Origin of the sequence: Thalassospira profundimaris (genome assembly GCF_003326675.1) — a bacterium.
In the GTDB taxonomy this organism is placed as follows: domain Bacteria; phylum Pseudomonadota; class Alphaproteobacteria; order Rhodospirillales; family Thalassospiraceae; genus Thalassospira; species Thalassospira aquimaris.
Map to the genome: position 1 here is coordinate 14,419 of NZ_JPWF01000005.1, position 20,799 is coordinate 35,217.

At 54.0% G+C, this 20,799-nt stretch carries 19 protein-coding genes; 7 read left to right on the forward strand and 12 right to left on the reverse strand.

Annotated features, from left to right (window positions below):
- Nucleotides 1-9 precede the first annotated feature (9 nt).
- From phnK to phnG, 5 genes are read right to left on the reverse strand one after another with little or no spacing between them, the layout of a single operon-like run.
- The gene (phnK, locus tag TH19_RS08390) at nucleotides 10-792 is read right to left on the reverse strand and encodes a phosphonate C-P lyase system protein PhnK (RefSeq protein WP_114101909.1); all 783 of its coding nucleotides are present in this window, start codon (nucleotides 790-792) and stop codon (nucleotides 10-12) included.
- Complete coding sequence (locus tag TH19_RS08395; protein WP_114101910.1) at nucleotides 792-1,718, reverse strand: alpha-D-ribose 1-methylphosphonate 5-phosphate C-P-lyase PhnJ; 927 nt, start codon at nucleotides 1,716-1,718, stop codon at nucleotides 792-794. Before TH19_RS08395 ends, phnK begins: the two co-directional genes overlap by 1 nt.
- 4 nt (nucleotides 1,719-1,722) lie before the next feature.
- On the reverse strand, nucleotides 1,723-2,856 hold the full coding sequence (locus tag TH19_RS08400) for a carbon-phosphorus lyase complex subunit (RefSeq protein ID WP_114101911.1): 1,134 nt from the start codon (nucleotides 2,854-2,856) through the stop codon (nucleotides 1,723-1,725).
- 2 nt (nucleotides 2,857-2,858) lie between these two features.
- Nucleotides 2,859-3,467: a phosphonate C-P lyase system protein PhnH gene (gene phnH / locus TH19_RS08405; RefSeq protein ID WP_114101912.1), complete on the reverse strand. Its 609-nt coding sequence runs from the start codon at nucleotides 3,465-3,467 to the stop codon at nucleotides 2,859-2,861.
- The gene (gene phnG, locus TH19_RS08410) at nucleotides 3,464-3,979 is read right to left on the reverse strand and encodes a phosphonate C-P lyase system protein PhnG (protein WP_114101913.1); all 516 of its coding nucleotides are present in this window, start codon (nucleotides 3,977-3,979) and stop codon (nucleotides 3,464-3,466) included. The genes phnH and phnG overlap by 4 nt, the downstream gene beginning before the upstream one ends.
- Nucleotides 3,980-4,112: 133 nt before the next feature.
- On the opposite strand from phnG, the gene phnF reads away from it, so the two are divergent.
- The gene (phnF, locus tag TH19_RS08415) at nucleotides 4,113-4,826 is read left to right on the forward strand and encodes a phosphonate metabolism transcriptional regulator PhnF (protein WP_114102159.1); all 714 of its coding nucleotides are present in this window, start codon (nucleotides 4,113-4,115) and stop codon (nucleotides 4,824-4,826) included.
- 119 nt (nucleotides 4,827-4,945) lie between these two features.
- Here phnF and TH19_RS08420 read toward each other — a convergent pair whose 3' ends face one another.
- Nucleotides 4,946-5,581 (reverse strand): trimeric intracellular cation channel family protein, encoded by a 636-nt coding sequence (locus tag TH19_RS08420; RefSeq protein WP_114101914.1) that lies wholly within the window; start codon nucleotides 5,579-5,581, stop codon nucleotides 4,946-4,948.
- 10 nt (nucleotides 5,582-5,591) lie between these two features.
- Nucleotides 5,592-6,545, reverse strand: a complete 954-nt coding sequence (locus tag TH19_RS08425) for a LysR family transcriptional regulator (RefSeq protein ID WP_114101915.1) — start codon at nucleotides 6,543-6,545, stop codon at nucleotides 5,592-5,594.
- Nucleotides 6,546-6,646: 101 nt separating this feature from the next.
- Between TH19_RS08425 and pcaH the strand changes: the two genes are divergently transcribed.
- The 4 genes from pcaH to map all read left to right on the forward strand — a co-directional run bounded on the left by pcaH (nucleotide 6,647) and on the right by map (nucleotide 10,726).
- Complete coding sequence (pcaH, locus tag TH19_RS08430) at nucleotides 6,647-7,360, forward strand: protocatechuate 3,4-dioxygenase subunit beta (protein ID WP_114101916.1); 714 nt, start codon at nucleotides 6,647-6,649, stop codon at nucleotides 7,358-7,360.
- A gap of 3 nt (nucleotides 7,361-7,363) precedes the next feature.
- Nucleotides 7,364-7,993 carry a protocatechuate 3,4-dioxygenase subunit alpha gene (gene pcaG, locus TH19_RS08435; RefSeq protein WP_114101917.1) on the forward strand — a complete coding sequence of 210 codons (630 nt, stop codon included), beginning with the start codon at nucleotides 7,364-7,366 and terminating at the stop codon, nucleotides 7,991-7,993.
- Between the two features lie 201 nt (nucleotides 7,994-8,194).
- On the forward strand, nucleotides 8,195-9,865 hold the full coding sequence (locus tag TH19_RS08440) for a GGDEF domain-containing protein (protein ID WP_114101918.1): 1,671 nt from the start codon (nucleotides 8,195-8,197) through the stop codon (nucleotides 9,863-9,865).
- Nucleotides 9,866-9,976: 111 nt separating this feature from the next.
- On the forward strand, nucleotides 9,977-10,726 hold the full coding sequence (gene map / locus TH19_RS08445) for a type I methionyl aminopeptidase (protein WP_114102160.1): 750 nt from the start codon (nucleotides 9,977-9,979) through the stop codon (nucleotides 10,724-10,726).
- A gap of 104 nt (nucleotides 10,727-10,830) precedes the next feature.
- Here the strand turns inward: map and TH19_RS08450 are convergent, their stop codons facing one another.
- The gene (locus TH19_RS08450; RefSeq protein ID WP_114101919.1) at nucleotides 10,831-13,023 is read right to left on the reverse strand and encodes a malate synthase G; all 2,193 of its coding nucleotides are present in this window, start codon (nucleotides 13,021-13,023) and stop codon (nucleotides 10,831-10,833) included.
- 261 nt (nucleotides 13,024-13,284) lie between these two features.
- The gene (locus TH19_RS08455; RefSeq protein WP_114101920.1) at nucleotides 13,285-14,694 is read right to left on the reverse strand and encodes an MFS transporter; all 1,410 of its coding nucleotides are present in this window, start codon (nucleotides 14,692-14,694) and stop codon (nucleotides 13,285-13,287) included.
- Nucleotides 14,695-15,125: 431 nt separating this feature from the next.
- On the opposite strand from TH19_RS08455, the gene TH19_RS08460 reads away from it, so the two are divergent.
- Nucleotides 15,126-16,088 (forward strand): TAXI family TRAP transporter solute-binding subunit, encoded by a 963-nt coding sequence (locus TH19_RS08460; RefSeq protein WP_114102161.1) that lies wholly within the window; start codon nucleotides 15,126-15,128, stop codon nucleotides 16,086-16,088.
- Nucleotides 16,089-16,161: 73 nt separating this feature from the next.
- The gene (locus TH19_RS08465; protein WP_114101921.1) at nucleotides 16,162-17,928 is read left to right on the forward strand and encodes a TRAP transporter permease; all 1,767 of its coding nucleotides are present in this window, start codon (nucleotides 16,162-16,164) and stop codon (nucleotides 17,926-17,928) included.
- 65 nt (nucleotides 17,929-17,993) lie between these two features.
- On the opposite strand, the gene TH19_RS08470 is transcribed toward TH19_RS08465, so the two are convergent.
- From TH19_RS08470 to TH19_RS08480, 3 genes are all read right to left on the reverse strand, one after another.
- Nucleotides 17,994-18,185 carry a PLDc N-terminal domain-containing protein gene (locus TH19_RS08470; RefSeq protein WP_114101922.1) on the reverse strand — a complete coding sequence of 64 codons (192 nt, stop codon included), beginning with the start codon at nucleotides 18,183-18,185 and terminating at the stop codon, nucleotides 17,994-17,996.
- A 121-nt stretch (nucleotides 18,186-18,306) separates the two neighbouring features.
- Complete coding sequence (locus TH19_RS08475) at nucleotides 18,307-19,491, reverse strand: BaiN/RdsA family NAD(P)/FAD-dependent oxidoreductase (RefSeq protein WP_114101923.1); 1,185 nt, start codon at nucleotides 19,489-19,491, stop codon at nucleotides 18,307-18,309.
- 72 nt (nucleotides 19,492-19,563) lie between these two features.
- A complete protein-coding gene (locus tag TH19_RS08480) occupies nucleotides 19,564-20,676 on the reverse strand; it encodes a GGDEF domain-containing protein (protein WP_258547873.1) in 1,113 nt (370 codons plus the stop codon).
- Nucleotides 20,677-20,799: the final 123 nt, after the last annotated feature.

Consider the following 20,799-nt stretch of genomic DNA (forward strand, 5'->3'; position numbering starts at 1 on the left):
TCGCCCCGGTCAGTTCTGAAGAATGGAAGAAACAAGCAGCTGGGTATAGGGATGCTGCGGGTCATCAAGAACCTGGTCGGTCAGGCCATGTTCAATCACCTTGCCTTGTTGCATCACCATCAGCCGATGCGAAAGAAGTCGGGCAACCGCCAGATCGTGGGTGACGATAATCACCGCAAGATTAAGGTCGTGAACCAGCCCGCGCAGCAGATCGAGCAATCTGGCCTGGACGGAGACATCAAGGCCACCCGTGGGTTCGTCCATGAAGACGAGGCGCGGGCTGGTTACGAGGTTGCGGGCAATCTGCAGACGTTGCTGCATACCGCCCGAAAAGGTTGATGGCAGATCATCAATGCGTTCGGACGCAATTTCGACCTTGCCAAGCCATGCATCGGCATTGCTTCGGATATTGCCATAATGACGATCCCCGATCGCCATCAGGCGTTCGCCAATATTGGCCCCGGCGCTGACATTCATGCGTAACCCGTCACGCGGGTTCTGGTGAACAAACGCCCAGTCGGTACGCATCAAAAGCCTGCGCTGGGCTTCGGACATCTGATAGACATCACACACGCCGTCAATGCGGGTATTGTATTGGACCGTCCCTTTGGTCGGTTCTTGCTGCGCGGAAATGCTGCGCAGCAAAGTGGATTTCCCCGAACCGGATTCCCCAACAATGCCAAGAACTTCGCCGGGGCGGAGTTCAAAACTGACATCCTTGCAACCAACCCGGTCGCCATACATCATGGTCAGGTTGTCCACACGCAAAAGCGGATTGCTTATCTGGGTCATTATTCTGCTGCCTTTTCGCGTGCTGCATTGCCAAGGGGCTGGTCATGATGTTGCGGGCCGCGATGGCCTGCTTCCTGTCGTTCGGTGCAATAATCGGTGTCCGAGCAGACAAACATCCGGTTGCCCTGATCGTCGAGAATGACTTCATCAAGGTAACTGTCGTGCGCGCCGCACATGCCGCATTCATCTTTCCAGGTTTGAACTTCGAACGGATGATCTTCGAAATCGAGGCTTTTGACCTTGGTGTAGGGGGGCAGGGCATAGATGCGTTTTTCACGTCCCGCCCCAAATAGCTGAAGGGCCGCCATATCGTTCATTTTCGGATTGTCGAATTTGGGTGTCGGTGACGGGTCCATCACATAGCGATCATCCACCATCACCGGATAGGCATATGTGGTGGCGATGTGGCCGTGACGTGCAATGTCTTCATAAAGCTTCACATGCATCAGACCATATTCTTCAAGTGCATGCATTTTGCGCGTTTCAGTTTCACGCGGTTCAAGGAACCGAAGCGGTTCGGGGATCGGCACCTGATAGACAAGAACCTGATCTTCGCGCAGCTCCTTTTCGGGGATGCGGTGGCGGGTTTGAATGATCGATGCCTCGGTGGTTTTTTCGGTCGTCGCAACATTTGCCGTCTTGGCAAAGAATTGACGGATTGAAACCGCGTTGGTGGTGTCATCCGCACCTTGGTCGATGACTTTCAGGGTATCGTTCGGGCCAATGACGGCGGCGGTTACCTGTACCCCACCCGTACCCCAGCCATAAGGCATCGGCATTTCGCGCCCGGCAAACGGGACCTGATATGCCGGAATTGCAACGGCTTTAAGCAACGCGCGCCGGATCATGCGTTTGGTTTGTTCATCGAGATAGGCGAAATTATAGGCCGTTGCCCCATCCGCCGAATAATTGACAGTCTGTTCCATGGATTTACTCTGCGGCTTCGGGTTGGGATTGGGCGCTTTCGGCTTCAAGCTTGGCCAGTCGTTCTTCGACTTCGGTACGCATGCGGCGAACAAGTTCAAGTTCGCCCTGGAAATCGACATAGTGCGGAAGCTTGATATGTTCGACAAAGCCGGTGGACTGCACATTGTCGCTATGTTCCATCACGAACTCGCTATCCTGTGCCGGGCCCATGATCTGTTCGCCCATTTCATCGGCGCGCATGGCGCGATCAACCAGCGCCATCGAAATTGCCTTGCGCTCGTTCTGGCCGAAAACAAGGCCATAGCCACGGGTGAATTGCGGCAGTTTGGTTTTCGATCCCTTGAATTTGTTGACCGTTTCGCACTCGGTCAGTTCGATATCACCAATATCAATGGCAAAGCCGAGTTCCTCGGGTTCGATTTCAACCGATACGGTCCCATAGCGGATTTCACCAACAAAGGCGTGGCTGTTGGCGTAACCGCGCTGGGTCGAATATCCAAGGGCAAGGACAAACCCCTCGTCCCCGCGGCTCAGATTCTGCAAGCGCAGGTCACGACCTGCCGGGAACTTGATCGGTTCGCGGGTCAAATCGGCAACGGGCGCAGTGTCATCGCCCGGCACCGGTTCGTCCTGAATAAGGCCTTCATCATTCAGGATATCGTCCAGAACACGGGGCATATGTTCATCAACGGGCTGGTCGCCGCTTGGCGCATCAAGCAGTTCTTCGCCATTGGCCATCAAGGTGAAATCCAGCAGACGATGGGTATAGTCAAAGGTTGGGCCTAAAATCTGCCCGCCTGGCAAGTCCTTGAAGGTTGCCGAAATGCGGCGCGATACATCCATTTCGGCGGTTTTGATCGGCTTGGAAAAAGCAAAGCGCGGCAATGTCGTGCGATAGGCGCGCATCAGGAAAATCGCCTCGATCAAATCGCCGCGTCCCTGCTTGATGGCAAGGGCGGCCAGATCGCGGTCATAAAGCGATCCTTCGGCCATGACGCGGGTCACCGACAGCGACAATTGCTGTTCGATCTGATCGGTTTGGATTTCAGCGACCTTTTTGTCACCACGGCGCTGTTCGGCAAGCAGCCGGTGTGCATTATTGATGGCGCGTTCGCCACCTTTAACGGCAACATACATGGTTAAATGACCTCAATCCGGGTGGTGCGCGAAAGGGCGACAATCTGGGTCGGGCTTGTGAAAATCACATCAACCCCGCACGGGAACAGGTGATGGTTTTCCGCACGCCAGACATGGAAACTTGCCGGAAGGTTTTTGATTTCAAGATCATGGCTGTCCTTGATCCCCGGCCCGGTCAGTTTCATCGCCGGTGCGTTGCTGATTTCATCCACCATCAGGATCAGGGTTGCTGATTGATCGGGATATTCGGCATTGCCAACCGAAAGACGGCTGACGAAGGAAAGATCATCATCCATCCGGGCAACGGCAAAATCGGCCATTACAACATCATCACTGATCGGGCAGCCGCAATGGAATTTCAGGTGATCATTTGCGGCCTTGGTCTTGCAGGACGGTGACAGCCAGATGGTGGTGTCCATATCGGCCATGGCAAGAAGTGTTGCCGTGGTTGTCGCGTTCAGGCCATCTGGTGTGGCAACCGAAACCGGCAGGTCATAAATGCGGCCGGGACGTGAAAGGGCATCAAGCAGAACTCGGAAAACAGCGTTCGAGTCAAAGGCGGTATGCTCAAACCCCGGCAGCAATTCACTTGTCTGGGATTGCAGGGTCATTCGTCTTCTCCGCGGACAAGGGTAAAGAAATCAACTTTGGTGGCCGCAACCTTGCGGGCATGGTCGCGTTTGGCTTCGGCCTGAGCGGCAGCAAGGTCATCAATGAAATCACTGGCTGAACCATCGCGCAGCATGATCGCGTCAAACAGTGCGGCATACTGCGCCTGCAAACGGTCGCGTCCCTTGACATAGGAATGTCCAACCGTGCCGTCCGAAAGGGTCACAGCACAGCGGGTTACGGTCATTTCACCAAGGTTGAAACGCTGCCCCGCGCCACCTGCGCGACCACGCACCATCACCATGCCGATCTGCGGTTCGCGCAGCATGGACCATTTCTGATCGCCATAACTGGCCGCCCATCTCGCTTCTAGGCTCGCGCGTGGGGTCCGTGCAAGAACCGACATCCAGCGTTGCCGGGCAGCAGTCGCCTGATCAACAGGCGCTGTCTTGTTCTGATGGGTGGGATTTTGATCCTGGCCGGGCCCGTCTGTCCGGGCGGTGTGCGCCGTCATCTGTCTGATCCTTTTTCCAGCAAGTCGACAAATTCAAAATTTGTCTAGACGTCTATACATATTCACGTTATAAGACGATTTATCGAGCTTGGCAAAGGTCTTGCGGTGAAAGTTTTATGAACGGGGAAAAATGATGGATTGGGAGCCGGGGCTATCTATCTGGAAACAAATTGAAAAACAGCTTTTGGCGGATATTGCCGAAGGTGTGTTTTCTCCAGGTGACAAAATGCCGACCGAGATGGAATTGGTCCGTCGTTTCGGGGTGAATCGCCACACGGTGCGCCGCGCCATGTCGGCACTTGTCGATACCAATGTTGTCCGGGTAGAGCAGGGGCGTGGCGCCTTCGTGCAGGAACAGATCCTTGATTACCCGTTGGGATCGAAGACCCGATTCTCCCAGATCGTGTCAGGGCGTCATCGTCTTCCCGATAAACGGTTGATCTCGTCCGAGGTGTTGAAGGCAAGTGTGACAGTCGCCCAGTTCCTTGATGTCAAACCGGGCACGCGGGTGATTGAGCTGTTCTCGGTTTCCGAGGCAGACGGTGTGCCGCTTGCGGTGGCAACAAGTTATCTGCCCGCAGCCCGTTTTGACGGAATTGTCGAGATTTTCACCGAAACCAAATCCCTGACAGAGGCGCTTAAACGGTTTGGCATTGATGATTACAGCCGCAAAACGACCCGTATTTCTGCAGCCCTGCCGTCATCACGTGTCGCAAGCTTGTTAAAGCAGGTCAAAAACCGTCCGGTGATTTCGACTGAAAGCGTCGATGTCGATTCTGCCGGGGTGCCAATTGAATATGGTGTAACGGCGTTTTCCAGTGATCGCGTGCAACTGATCGTCGAATAATTACGGGCTTTCGGTCGAGGAGACGGTGATTGTAAAACAACCCTTTTGCGAAAAGTCAGTTAACTCACTTTAATATATTTGATGCCCTGAGTTGCCGCGTTTCACCAAGGAAACGGGAATTAATATTCCCGACCGGGGCGGGCTTTGTAGACCGGAAAACTTAGTTTGAACTTGATGGCGCAGGCCCGCAGCATAAAGGCGCAGAAGAATGCGATGAAGGCGATCGGGCCACGCGGCAGTTCCAGTATGGCTGTGCCAACCACATAGATGCTGGCGCCCAAAAGCGCGCAACTGATATAAATTTCCGGGCGCAAAATAAGCGGAATTTCGTTACAGACCACATCGCGGACCATGCCGCCGAAGGTTGCCGAAATCATACCAAGGATGATCGCAACAAGCGGCGAAACGCCAAGATTAAGGCCGATTGCCGCCCCCGTGACCCCAAACATCGCAAGGCCCAGCGCATCAAGCCAGATCAGGGCGACATAACGTCGTTCCACCAGATGGGCAGTGAAATAGGTAAAGACAGCTGCCCCGATACAGGTGATTACCCAGGCCGGGTCCCTGATCCAGAATACCGGAGTTGCCCCGGTGATGACATCGCGCACCGTGCCGCCACCAATCCCGGTAAAGGTCGCGATCAGGATGAAACCAACAACATCCATCTGACGCCGGGATGCTTCGAGTGCACCGGTAATTGCAAAAACGGCAACACCTGCCAGTTCAAGCCAATAGATGATCTGGGTAATGGTCATGACGCCCTGTCTAGCTTGTCTGTTGCGAAAGCGGCTGGTTTGAAGGTGTGCGCAGTTTGGCGGCGACAACATCTTCAAGCTGATCACGAAGCCATCTGTGCGACGGATCATGCTGATATCTTTGGTGCCAGCACATAAAGATCGGAAGATCGATTGTGCCGGGGGCAAGCGTGTCGAGTGGCATTGGCGCACGTGCAAAATCACGCAGGGCATGTTGTTGCAAAAGGCTTGGCAAAGTTGCGATCATCTGACTGCCCCGCAGAAATTCGGCAATGGCGGTAAAGTTTGGCACCCGCAAGACGATGTTACGAATAATCCCCTGATTTTCAAGCATATCATCGAATTCAAGAGTGCGGTTATTGCCATATCGCACGGTGATATGGCGGGCCGATAAATAGGCATCGCTGCTTGCCGGGGTATCGCGCATCCCGGGATCGTAAAACACCATGTAGTGATCGGTCAGAAGGCGTTTTTGTACGATATCAACACCTTCGGGCGGGCGCGGAGAAATCAGAAGATCGCAGCGATTTTCGCGCAGTAATGCGGGGCCGGGCAAAAGGGATGGCACAACCGTCATCCGAGTATCGGCGAGTTGCCTTTCAAGGCTGGTAAACAGGCTGGGCAGCAACAGATCGCGTTGAAGATCATTTGCCGCAATGGTCAGGGACATGCGGGCATCGTGCGGATTGAAATCCGCACCGCTGGCAAAGGCCTGCATCTGATCAAGAAGAAAACGGGCCTGCTCGGCAAGGTTTTGCGCATGGGCGGTGGCGACAATGCCGCGCCCGGATTTGGTGAAAAGCGGATCGCGCATGATCCGGCGCAGCTTGGTCAGGTTATGGCTGACCGCTGATTGCGTCACGCCAAGCCGTTCGGCGGCTGCTGTGACCGATCCTTCTTCAAGGACGGCCAGAAACAACCGTAAAGCATGGCCGTCCAGTTCCAAATGATCAAAATTGCTCATGAATTAAATGATAAATCATGCATTTATTTTATGCAATCGGCTGCGCAGGATGATCGCAACACCGGCAGAAACCGGAACAAACATTTTGCGGAGGAAGATCAATGGAATTCTATCAGCGTGACAGAACGCTTCAGCCCGCGGGTTATACCCCGATTTACAAAACCTCGGTGGCACGTTCGCCGCGTCAGGCGATGTTGTCGCTTCAGGGATCATTGTCGGAATCAACCGGACCCGTCTTTGGGCAAAACGAACTGGGTCCGCTTGATAATGACCTGATCCGCAACTATGCCAAGGATGGCGATCCGATTGGAGAACGCATCATCGTTCATGGCCGGGTTCTTGATGAAAACAACCGTCCGGTGCCCCATACGCTGGTTGAATTCTGGCAGGCCAATGCCGGCGGACGGTATCGCCACAAAAAAGATACCTATTTGGCCCCGATTGATCCGAACTTTGGCGGTTGTGGTCGCGCATTGACTGACGAAAACGGCTATTACTTTTTCCGCACCATCAAGCCGGGTCCTTATCCATGGCGCAACTACGTCAACAGCTGGCGCCCGGCCCATATCCATTTCTCGGTATTTGGATCCGGCTTTGCCCAGCGTCTGATTACCCAGATGTATTTCGAAGGCGATCCGCTGATCAAGGAATGCCCGATTGTGCATGTGATTCCGGATGAAGATGCAATCAATCGCCTGATTGCTCCGATTGATCTGAATGGATCAATCCCGCTTGATACCATCGCCTACAAATTCGATATCGTGTTGCGCGGTCGCCGTTCGACCCTGTTCGAAAACCGTCTGGAAGGGAACTGATCCATGGTGCAGTCACTCGATTATCTCAAAGAAACGGCATCCCAGACGGCGGGCCCCTATGTCCATATCGGCTTGATCCCGAAACAGGCGGGCTTTGATATCTTTGAAAACAATTTCACCAATATCATGGCCGATGAAAACACCCGCGGAGAACGGATTGTCATCGAAGGGCGGGTTGTTGATGGAACGGGTACGCCGCTTCGCGATGCCCTTCTTGAAATATGGCAGGCTAATTCGGACGGTCGCTATAACCATGAACTGGACCGCCAGCGTAAAGGCGAGGTTGATGCCGATTTTCGCGGTTGGGGCCGTACGGGCATTGATTTTGATACGGCTATTTATCGCTTTGAAACCATCAAGCCGGGCGTGGTTGGTGGACGTAACGGACGTGATATGGCCCCGCATATCAATTTCTGGATTGTGGCGCGTGGCATCAATATCGGGCTTAACACCCGGATGTATTTTGACGACGAACAGGATGCCAATGCAGTCGATCCGGTTTTGAACCTGATCGAGCAAACCGAACGCCGTAAAACCCTGATCGCGACGCGCGATGATAGCGGGCCTATGCCGGTCTATCGTTTTGATATTGTTCTACAAGGCGAAAACGAAACCGTGTTCTTTGATGTCTGATCGACATTCAAAACGGTTCGAACGACAATGAAAAAGGCGGTCCTGTTTATGGACCGTCTTTTTTTGTTGGATTTGCTTCTTAAAAACAGTAGCGCTCGTTCCCATATCCCGGACAATGTCGGCAAACTGAAAAAGTTTGTCGCACCGAGGACAGCCGAAATTCAAAAAATGTCCCGGTTTCGGAGAGTGAGAGGATAAGCCTTGGGTAAGATCTTGCAGGTCGGGATCCGTGTGCAAGTCGCACTGGCAACCGCGCTGATGGTTGTTTGCTTGGCGGCGTTGATGAGCTTTGTCGTCGGCAAACGCTCTGGCTCGGATTTGCAAAACCAGATTGGCTTGGGTGTTTCTGACATTGCCCGTCAGATGGCTGACGAACTTGACCGCACCATGTGGACGCATCGTGGCGAGGTATCGGTTCTCAGCACGCTAAGCGTCCTTCGTGAGCTGCAAGATACGCAGGAAATCAGTTCGATCATCAACCGTCTGCGCCGGGAAATTCCGATCTTTACCTGGATCGGGGTGCTGGATCGCGACGGTACGGTGGTTGCCGCAACTGGGGACCTTTTGGTCGGGGCGAATATCGCCCAGCGCCCTGTCTTTCAGTATGGCAAAAACGGTCAGTTCATTGGTGATGTCCATGACGCCAAATTGCTGGCGGAAAAGTTCCCGCTTTATAATGGCGAACCGATCCAGTTCGTGGATATCGCGGTGCCCCTTTATAACGAGGATGACGAATTTACCGGCGTTCTGGCAACGCATCTCAGTTGGGAATGGGCCGATACCGTCCGCAAATCCCTGTTTAGTGGGCAGGGCATCCATCAGAATGTCGATATTTTCGTGGTTGCTCAGGATGGAACTGTTTTGCTTGGCGCTGATGGCGGGTTGGTCGGGGCCAAGCTTGATCTTGATGCGCTCGGCGAAGCGCAGCGCAACCATATCGGTTGGAAAATCAATACATGGTCGGATGGCGAAGAATACCTGACCGGCTATGCCCCCGCAGATGGTCATCTTGACTATGACGGATTGAACTGGTCGATCCTTGTCCGGCAGCATGTCGACGATGCGTTGGCACCCGTGCATCAATTGCGCCGCGATATTCTGTTGTGGGGCGTTGTTCTTGCGGCCGTGTTCAGTTTCATCTCCTGGTGGGCGGCGGGTTTCCTGGTCGGGCCGATTGGCAAAATGGCCAATGCGATCGAAGCAATGAAACGCGGCGAGATCGACAAATTGCCCGATGTCCAAGGTGCTCGCGAAATCAATATTCTGTCCAGAAGCTTGCAGGCCCTGTTGGCAAAACTGACAGAGAAGGACGCGGCCCTTGGCGAGATGCAACATATCGCCCATCACGACAAGCTGACCGGGCTTGGCAACCGCTTGGCGCTGGACGTCTATTTCGAACATGCGATTGCCCGTGCCGACCGCAAAAAAGGTGAACTTGCCGTCCTGATGCTTGATCTGGATGACTTCAAACCGATCAATGACCGCTTCGGTCATGCGGCGGGGGATGACGTCCTGCGCGAAGTCGCCAAACGGTTGCGCCGTTGTGTGCGCGGTGGTGATCTTGTTGCCCGTCTTGGCGGCGATGAAATGGTTCTTGTCTGCAACGTCGAGCAGGACGGTGCCGCCGAGGCCACCATGCTGGCCGAACGGATATTGCACGAAATTCTTATGCCGTTCATCACCGGTGGTAACCGGGTATCGATCAATATGAGTATCGGTATCTCGCTATATCCCGGACACAGCCAACAGCCTGATCAGCTTCTTGAAAATGCAGATTCTGCCCTGTATGTGGCAAAGGCGCGTGGCAAGAATGGTTATGTCCTGTATTCGGATGACATGGCCCAGCAAGAAATCAAACCGTCGCGGGCCTGACCGCGTATGCTTTTTATCCAAATTCATCCAAACTGTGATCTTCTTTGCTGAATGACGCCGTATCATTCAGGTTTTCTTGACTTTGCAACAGGGCGTCGCAATAAGCATTTCATGACAGTTTCATCAGAAAAAGAACTCGACCATATGCGTCGGATTGGCCGGATTTGTGCGCGCGCCCGCGATATTATGGGGGCTGCTGCTGTTCCGGGAATTACCACGGCCGAACTTGATCATATCGGCCGCAAGGTGCTTGAAGATGCGGGGGCGATTTCTGCGCCGGAAAGCGAATATAAATTCCCCGGTGCGACTTGCATCAGTGTGAATGAAGCGGTGGCACACGGCATTCCCGGTGATCAGGTTCTTGCCGATGGCGATCTGGTCAATATTGATGTGTCTGCATCCCTTGATGGCTATTTTTCCGATACCGGGGCCAGCTTCATTTGTGGCACAGCCAAGCCCGAAATCGTCAAGCTGTGCGAAGACGGCAAAAAGGCGATGTGGGCCGGGATCAAAGTCGTACGTGACAAGGCCCCGATCCGCGAAATCGGGCTAAAGATCGAGAGCTTTGCGCGCAAGGGCGGCTATACCCTGATCCGTAATTTGGCCAGCCACGGCATTGGCAAGTCCCTGCATGAACATCCCCATACCATTCCGACTTGGGATGATCCCAAGGAACGCCGGTCGCTGAAAAAGGGGCAGGTGATTACGATTGAACCGTTCCTGTCCTATGGTGCGAAATGGGCACTTGATGGGGAGGATGGCTGGACCCTGTTTGCCGATACCGGCGATGCCACAGTGCAGTATGAACATACCCTTGTTGTCACCGATAAGGGTTATGAGATCATGACGCTGGGCGGGTAACCATATTGCAAAATGCTGCAATTCATGTTGCAGCGTCTTTTTGCAGCAAAAAAGCCGCCCGTATGATTCGGGCGGCTTTTGTTTTGGCATAGACGAACAGTGGCTTATGCGCCGTATTTCGCCTTGGCTTCGCGGCGACGGGCATGAAGAACCGGCTCGGTATAGCCGTTCGGCTGTTCGCGACCTTTGAACACCAGATCACAGGCCGCAGCAAAGGCAACGCTGTCATCAAAATTCGGGGCCATATCACGATAGGTCGGGTCACCGGCATTCTGTTTGTCAACGACGGCGGCCATACGCTTCATGGTTTCCATCACCTGTTCTTCGGTGCAGAGACCATGATGGAGCCAGTTTGCGATGTGCTGGCTTGAAATACGCAGTGTCGCACGGTCTTCCATCAGACCGACATCATTGATGTCCGGAACCTTGGAACAACCCACACCACTATCGATCCAGCGGACAACGTAACCGAGGATGCCCTGTGCGTTGTTATCAAGTTCTTCCTGAATTTCGCTTGGCATCGGTTTGGTGTCACCCATGCGCGGGATCGCCAGAATGTCATCAAGGCTTGCGCGTCCGCGTTTGCCGATTTCGTCCTGTACGGCACGCACATCAATCTGGTGATAATGCATGACATGCAGGGTTGCCGCCGTCGGGGATGGAACCCAGGCACAGTTCGCACCGGCTTTCGGATGGCCGATTTTGGCAACCATCATTTCCGCCATACGGTCCGGCTTGGCCCACATGCCCTTACCAATCTGGGCAATACCCTTCATGCCGCATTCAAGGCCGACATCAACGTTCCAGTTTTCATATGCCGAAATCCAGTACTGGTCCTTCATGGCTTCCTTGCGGACAACCGGGCCTGCTTCCATGCTGGTATGGATTTCATCGCCGGTACGATCAAGGAAGCCGGTATTGATGAAAACAACGCGGTCCTTGGCAGCGCGGATGCATTCTTTAAGGTTCACCGTGGTGCGGCGTTCCTCGTCCATGATGCCGACCTTAAGAGTATTTTCCGGAACATTGATCGCGCCTTCGACAAAGGCAAACAGATCATTGGTCAGGGCGACTTCCTCGGGGCCGTGCATTTTCGGCTTCACGATATAGACACTGCCATGACGGGAATTCGAAAGTTCGTTCTTGCCTTCAACGTCATGTTTGGAAATCAGGCCGGTGATCATCGCATCCAGGAAGCCTTCGGGCACTTCATTGCCATCGGCATCAAGGATCGCGTCCGAGGTCATCAAATGACCGACGTTACGCACCAGCATCAGGCTGCGACCCGGAAGAACAACTTCGTTGCCGTCAAAGCCCTGATACGAACGATCAGCATTCAGGCGACGGGTAACGGTCTTGCCACCCTTGTCGAACTTTTCTTCCAGCGTGCCTTTCATCAGGCCAAGCCAGTTGCGATAGACAAGGGTCTTGTCCTCGGCGTCAACAGCGGCAACCGAATCTTCGCAATCCTGAATGGTGGTCAAAGCCGATTCCAGAATGACGTCACAGACGCCCGCGGCATGTTCCTTGCCAATCGGGTGGGTTGGATCAATGCGGATTTCGACATGAAGACCATGGTTGCGCAGAAGGATTTCCGAAAGGACACCGTCCTTGTCGTTATAACCGATGAATTGCGACGGCTGTGCCAATGCGCTTTCGCTGCCATCGGTAAGGGTCACGACAAGCGTCCACCATCCTGAACCGTCTTCGCGCACTTCGTATTTTGCGGCATCGGCATGTTTGCCACTGGCAAGCGGAATGGCTTTATCAAGGAACTCTGCGGCATAGGCCACAACTGCTGCGCCGCGTTTCGGGTTAAAGCCCTTGGACTTTTCCTTGCCGTCGGTTTCGTCGATGACATCCGTGCCATAAAGCGCGTCATAAAGGCTGCCCCAGCGCGCATTCGCCGCATTCAGTGCGTAACGGGCATTCATGACCGGAACCACAAGCTGCGGGCCAGCAACGCGGGCAATTTCCGGATCCACATTGGTGGTTCCGATATAGAAATCTTCGCCTTCCGGAAGCAGATAGCCGATCTCGGTCAGGAATTCCTTATAGGCCGCAGGATCGCGTGCCTGATCCTGACGCGACAGGTGCCATTCATCAATTTTTGCCTGCAGCTCGTCACGCTTTGCCAACAGCGCCTTGTTGCGCGGGCCAAGCTCGGTAACGAGTTTCTCAAACGACGCCCAGAACTGATCTGCACTGATCCCGGTGCCGGGAATGATTTCGTTGGCAACCAGATCATGCAAAACAGTTGCAATCTGAAGGCCACCTTTTTGAATGCGTTGGGTCATGTGTTTCTCTCACCAGACTTGGAACCGCCGCGGGTGTCGGGACTGTGCCCGCATGTCGGGATATGATCCCTGTTACCTGCCCGCGCTTTCATTTGCCCCAACATATGGGTTGGAGACCCGGCGGGTCCACAGCCGGTTTCATTATTATGGGATGTTTTCCGTATTATGGAAAACGATCCGGCTGGTTGATGTCAGGCATGTGGCAGCAAGGGGGACGCAATGACCGGATTGAATCCGGTTACTTCACATGCGCGACCATCCTTATTTGGAATTGGTTTTGTCCGCCGAATCAGATGGTTGATCTTCACCCTCGACCGGAACCTGACCGATATCATCGGGATGGGCTGTGCCATCAGGTGTCATCATTTCGGCAATTTCGTCCGGATCACGCGGAACAGAGGTTGATGCAGCATTGTCGTGCGGAGTCTGACCGGGATCATCCGTGATCGGGGACAATTCAAATGCCATGGGCGTTGTGCGCGGCACGGCAACGAATTGGCCCTGTTCCTCGATGCTGATGCGACGGCCAAAACCGGCGCGATAGATTGCAAAACTTGCAACGCAAATGCCGACAATCGCAAAAAATACCGGAAGCGCCCAAGGTCCCATATGGCCGATGGCGCTTGCCCCCAAAAGCGGGCCGGTTGCCGCCGATGCGCCATAAATGATCAGAAGCCCGCCCGATGCCGGAACAATGTCCTCGGGTTCGAGATAATCGTTCACATAGGCCACGGCCAATCCATAGATTGGCATAATGAATACGCCCGTAATGCCGCCCCAAAGTGTCAAATTGCTGCGGATCAGTTCGGGTGCCGCAAGCGGCAACAATCCGCAAATCGCGAGCCCGAACAGCACAACAATCATCACATATTGGCGCGGCACCATGTCGGAAATTTTGCCAATCGGGAACTGCATGATCATGCCACCCAGAATGACAAAGAACATGAAATACGCAACGTCATGGGTCGGTAAGCCGAGACTGGCGGCAAAGACCGGACCGACACCGTAAATAGCACCGGACAGCACACCGGCCCCCGATGCGGCAACAAATCCAAGCGGGGAAATATTGTAAAGGCGGCGGAATGTCATGCGTTCGCCGCTGACCGCGGTGGGTGGTGGCTGACGGGTCAGGGCAAGCGGTACCAACGAAAGGGACAACAGAACAGACGCAACCGTAAACAGCTCAAAACTGCTGATCGGGGAGACATTCAGAAGCAACTGACCAATTGCCAGACCGCCAAGTGATACAGTCATGTAAATGGCAATTGTGCCGCCGCGCGACGTATTGTCCGCCTGCGCATTCAGCCAGCTTTCAATCACCAGATAAAGCCCCGATACACAAAGCCCGGTCAGCGCACGAAACAGTGACCAGGTGATCGGATCAACAAAAACCGCATGCAGCAACGTAATGGCCGAACCGGTTGATGCCAGCGCGGCAAAGGTTCGAATATGCCCGACCCGGTTAACAAGACTTGCCCCCCAGATAATCCCGGCGACAAAGCCGATATAATAGGACGCCATGATAATACCGGTGAAGATCGGTGCGAATCCTTCGGCGGATGCACGCAACGCCAAAAGGGATGATTGCAATGACGCACCACTGTTAAGCGCAAAAGCTGCAAACAGGGTGGCGGACAATGCAATAATCAGTGCGACCGGCGAGCGCGGCATGGCTTCCTCGTCTGAGTTGGTGGGGCAGGGCTACCCTGCGGCAAGGGGACGAAGCATGTCAATCCAAACAAGTCCTTGAGACACAAGGATTGTCATGCATTTTGGGGCTAACGCCCGTTTGCACAAGAAGTTCCCCGGCAATTTCAAAGCATCCCATAAGGGGGAAGCCTGGCCGCGAACAGTGCCGGTTTTGCGCAACTGTCATGTAAAATCCGGGTCGCTTGGCCGCGCATGAAGATCAATGGAATGGCACAAGCTGCTTGACCTTGGCGCGTTTGATGCTTTCTATGACCGGGAAATTGGTTCTTTTTGCCAAAACGGCTCGTAAACAGGGCTGGTTTTTGCGCGTATTCGCCACCAGCGAAACGGTTCGTACTGAAGTTCGGCAGTCCAATGCCGACCGGCGGATCACCATACAAGGGGAGGAAACCTTGAAAATAAAACGTACTCTTGGCGCAATTGCTGCCGGTGTCATGGCACTGTCCATGGCGACTGCTGCACAGGCCGAAACCCGTGTGACCCTGAAATCGGCCAAGGCCGCATCGTCCTATTACCAGATGGCTGCCCAGTTCGCCGAGGCGATGAAAGCCGGAACCAACGGTGACGTGATCGTCACCGTCGAAGAAAGCCAGGGCTCGGTCCAGAACGTGATGGAAGCCATGGTGCGTCCGGGCAATTATGTCTTCACGTCACCGCCCGGTCTGGTTGGCCTGGCACAGGCCGCAAAAGGCCCGTTCAAGGATCGCCCGGCTGAAAAGTTTGCAGGTGTTCGTGCGCTTTTCCCGATCCCGTCCCTGACAATGCATTTCGTCATGCGTGCTGATTCCGGCGTGAATGATTTTGCCGGCATGGAAGGCAAAACCATCCTGCTTGGCAAAGGGTCATTTGGCGCCAGCGAAGGTGAAAAATACCTCAATCTGTTTGGCCTTGAAGGCAAGGTCAATCTGGCGGATGCCGAACTGTCCAACGCGGTTGCTGCCCTTAAAAACGGTCAGATCGACGGTTTTGTAACTGCTGGCTCCTGGCCTGCGCCGAACGTTATCGAAGCAGCGGCTGGTACCGACGTTACTGTTTTGTCGCTATCTGAAGATCAGCTTGCCCAGACCAAACGGGACAAGACCGTTATTCCGGCGGGCACCTATAATGGTCAGGACAAGGACATCACCACTGCATCGCTGACGGTTGTCGCCTTTACGACCACCCAGATGGATGATGACACTGCCTATCAGATGACCAAAACCTTCTGGGAACAGAAAGCCAAGATGGGTGAAAGCTCGTCCTGGTGGAACGGTGTTGCACCGGAAATGCTTGCGAACATTTCCGGCAAAATCCATGCCGGTGCGCTGCGATATTACGCCGAGGCAGGCTTCCCGATCCGTGATGATCAGCGCTAAGTTCTGATCGTATCCCATATGACAGGCCCGGCAGTCATGCCGGGCCATTCTTTATCAAACATACTGAATAAACATGTCGGCCATTTCTCGCCCCTTCTGGATTACCCTTGGTGCAATTTCGATTGCATTTCACCTGTGGCTGATTTTTTCAGGCCTTGTTCCCAACCTTGTCAGTCGTCCGATCCATATGGCGCTTGCGCTGCCCTGGGCGCTGATTTTTGTTGCGAAAACACCTGCACAAAAAGTTTCCGGCATCATCCTGACCATCATCGGGTTGCTGGCCTGTGGATGGCTTGTCGCCAATCATTCATCCCTTGGTGATCAGTACGGGTTCCTGATGGGTAATAGCCAGATCGCGATTGCGGTGGCGCTTTTGCTTGTCGTGCTTGAAATGGCGCGTCGCGCGATTGGCTGGCCGCTGCCATTGGTGGCCGCTATTGCCCTTATTTATGCACTCTACGGTGAATATATTCCGGGCGAGTTTGGCCATGCAGGGCTTCCGGTTGAAAGCCTTCTTGGTACTCTGACGATTGCCGAAGGTGGCCTTTGGGGAAGTCTTACCGGCGTTTCGGTCAATATCGTTGCGATCTTTGTGATTTTCGGCGCTGTCCTGAATGCAGGCGAAGCCGGGCAGGGTTTCATGAATGTCGCCGGTGCGGCGGCCGGTCGCCTTAAGGGCGGTGCGGCCAAGGTATCTGTGATTTCATCGGCGCTGTTTGGATCCATTTCCGGATCGGCATCGGCCAATGTGGCGTCAACCGGTGCGATTACCCTTCCGGCCATGACGCGCCTTGGATATCCCAAACGTCTGGCTGCGGCGGTCGAGGCGGTGGCATCATCGGGCGGGCAGATCATGCCGCCCCTGATGGGGGCTGGTGCCTTTGTCATGGTCGAACTGACCGGTCGTCCCTATGTCGATATCATGGTTGCCGCTATTCTTCCGGCAGTTCTCTATTTCCTGGCGGTCTGGGTGGGGATCAATGCCTTTGCCCAGCGATATGACCTTCCCGGTGTTCCGGAAAAGGATCGCCCGGAACTGCGGGCGGTGGTGATTACGTCCTGCTTCTTCCTTGTCCCGTTCAGCATTTTACTTTGGGGCATGTTCGGTGGCGGTTACACCCCGCAATATGCGGCCTGTATTGCACTGATTGCCGGGGCGGCGTTGCTGTTCTTTGATGCAGGTTTGAAGTTTGATCTCAACCGGACCAAAGAACGCTTTACCGATGTGTGCCTTAGCGGCGGGCGACAGGTTGCGATGATCGGTTCGATCATTCTTTGTGCCTCGATTGTAATTGGTGTTTTGGGGCTGACCGGACTTGGGGTCAAAATCACGTCGCTTCTGCTGTCAGGTTCCGGCGGGATGTTGTGGCCGGCACTGCTGTTAACGGCACTCGCCTGTCTGATCCTTGGCATGGAAGTTCCGACCACGGCCGCCTATGTGATCTGCGTTTCCGTTGCGGGTCCGGCCTTGATCGAACTTGGCCTTGAACCGCTTCAGGCACATTTGTTTGTTTTCTGGTTTGCCTTGCTGTCGACCATCACGCCGCCCGTCTGTGGGGCAGTCTTTATCGCAGCGGGCATGGTCGAAGAAAACTGGCTTAAGGTTGCCGGAACGGCAATGGCGCTTGGTGTCGGGCTTTACATTGTGCCACTGGCAATGGTTGCCAATGCATCGCTGATTGATCTTGGCAATGATCCGGTCTGGGCGATTGCTGCGGGGCTTAAGGTTGCAGTTGGTTTGACCGCCATTTCATTCGGTTTGATTTCTCCGCGCCGTGCTGTGGTGCGAGCTGCACTAGTGGCTGCGGGTGGTCTGGCGATCTTTGTTGCCGGGATCTGAATAAAGAAAAGGTCGACAGGTTTTCCTGTCGACCTTTTTGATTTGCACGTGCCTGAATGCTTTTGCTAGGCGGAAACGCGCCCGCTGCGGGGGCCTGCAAAGAACCAGATAATCAAACCCAGTACCGGCAGGACCAGAATAAGAACTGTCCAGATCACTTTCGATCCGGTGCTTGCGCCGCTGCCCATGACATTGACGATGGCCCATACATCGGCAATCAGGACCAACAGGCCAATAATTCCACCATACTCAACCATGTTCCAACCTCGTCATTATTGCTGCGGCAAATCCGGCCGCGCTTGATTGATAAACGGTTGAAGATCGGTGTTGTTCCCGGTTGTGTGATGCTGTGGCCTGATAACGGATCGGAACAGTTGCTTAAACGAACTGTCCGGCCGACCAGCCAGAAGACCATGCCCACTGGAAATTAAACCCGCCAAGATGACCGGTCACATCGACAACCTCGCCGATGAAATACAGGCCGGGAACGTCGCGGGCTTCCATGGTTTTTGATGACAGGGCATTGGTATCAACCCCGCCCACCGTAACTTCGGCCGTGCGATATCCTTCGGTGCCGCTTGGCATGACCGACCATTGATTGACATCCATCGCCAGTTTGCGAAGTGCCTTGTCACCGGTTTCGCCAATCGGGCGATCAAGCCCGTGACGTTCCGTAATCATTTGCGCAAGTCGGTTTGGCAGAATACGCGACAAGACATTGTGCACGGCTTGCTTCGGATTTTCGGCCTTGGCTGATTTCAAAAGCTCGAACGCGTCTTCTTCCGGGTTAAGGTTGACCGTAATGCTGTCACCTTCATTCCAGTAAGACGAGATTTGCAAGATCGACGGGCCGGAAAGACCGCGATGGGTAAACAGCAACCCTTCGCGGAACTGCTTTTTGTTACAGCCGACAATCGCATCGACCGAAATGCCGGAAAGCTCGCCGGTTTTTGCGCGAAGATCGGGATCAAACACAAAGGGTACAAGGGCGGCACGGGTCGGAATGACATTGATGCCGAACTGACGGGCAATCTGATAGCCAAACCCGGTGGCTCCGATCTTGGGGATCGACAGGCCGCCACAGGCAACAACAAGTGACTGACAGGTCCATTGCGCGCCGGTACGGGTTGTCACATCAAATCCGCCATCATCGCGGCGAATGATGTTTGAAATCTCGGTATTCAGACGGATTTCAACATTTGCGTCCTCACATTCATCCAGAAGCATATCGATGATCTGGAATGATGATTCATCACAGAAAAGCTGCCCCAGTGTCTTTTCATGCCAGGCAATGTTGTAGCTGTTCACGAGTTCAAGGAAGTCGTGCTGCGTATAGCGTTTCAGGGCGGAAACACAAAACCGCTTGTTCTCGGAGATAAAGTTCTCCGGGCTGGTATGGATATTGGTGAAATTACAGCGCCCGCCTCCGGAAATACGGATCTTTTCCGCAGGCTTTGCCGAATGATCGGCAACAACGACGGAACGGCCGCGTTTGCCCGCTTCGATCGCGCACATCAGGCCTGCGGCACCAGCGCCAATGATCAGAACATCAATTTTTTTCACGTAAACCAGACCAGCTTGAATTGGATGAATTGGTCTGCCTTATACGTGGAAACGTGATCCTTGTCAGCGTTCTCAGGCGCAATACTGCTTTGCTGCCTTGCCATCGGGTGACTTCAGGCTTTCCTGGTCGGCTTTGCTTGCTTCTTCTTCGCGTTCGACATCGCGTTCGCTTGCAACCTGATTTCGGCCACGCGATTTGGCCAGATAAAGGGCGGCATCCGCACGTTCGATCAATCGCGCAAGTGGTTCGCCATACTGGAAAGTTGCAGCGCCGATGGAAACGGTGATGTGTCCAAGGTTCTTCTGGTTTGATTTGCTGACAATATTGTGGCTTTCAACATTGTGCCGCAGCATGTTCGCCGCCTGCTTTGCACAGCCAAGGGTCGTTTGCGGCAAAATAATCGCAAACTCCTCGCCGCCATAACGCGCTGCGAAATCCTGACCTTTGACATTACGTTGCAACGCATTGGCCATCAGTCGCAGAACCTGATCGCCAACCTGATGCCCATGGTTGTCGTTGAAGCTTTTGAAATGGTCGATATCAAGGATCAAAAGGCTCAGCGCCTTGCCATTTTCCATGGCGGCCATGGCCTCTTCGCGCAGTTTCTCGTCGAATGCCTTGCGGTTCGCAATCCCCGTCAAACCATCTGTCATGGCTTCGTGTTTGAGTTTTGCCAAATCCTGACGCAGGCGGGAAATCTCGGACGAACTGTTTTCAAGACCTTGTCCAAACGCCTGACTGACACCTTCCATCTGACGGGTGGCGCCAATCAGCGTATGAATGGATTGTTCGAGATTGCTGAAATCCTTGCTGGAAATAAAGTCGCAGAAATGATCCAGCGCCTCGGAATATTTCGTCGTATCAACGCCGATCTTTTTCACACTGTCGAGTGCCGTATTGAGCTGGCAACGCAGATCCGCCGTAATCTGATCGGTGATTTTGCGTTCGCGTTCGGTGCTAAAGTAACGGTCATGGATTGCCTTGCACTGAATTTCATCGAACTCGCGATGATTGCTGCGCAGGATATCGATCATCTGGCTCATATCGGGGTGGGAACCCGCAAGATAGGAATAAAAGATCAGGAAGTTATCCGGATGCGGAACAACGCCAAGCTCTGCCATCATGGCAAGGGCATGTTGAGAATGTTCTTGAGCATGATCGTGACGAAGACCGTAGGTGTGCATGACCAACCTGGTGGAGAATCGCGATATGAATTCCTAACGGACAGGTTACGCTGCTTTGCGGGATACTGTGTTGATATGGATCAGTCGATGCTAATGGTTTCAACGCCGGTTTTAGGGTTTGTT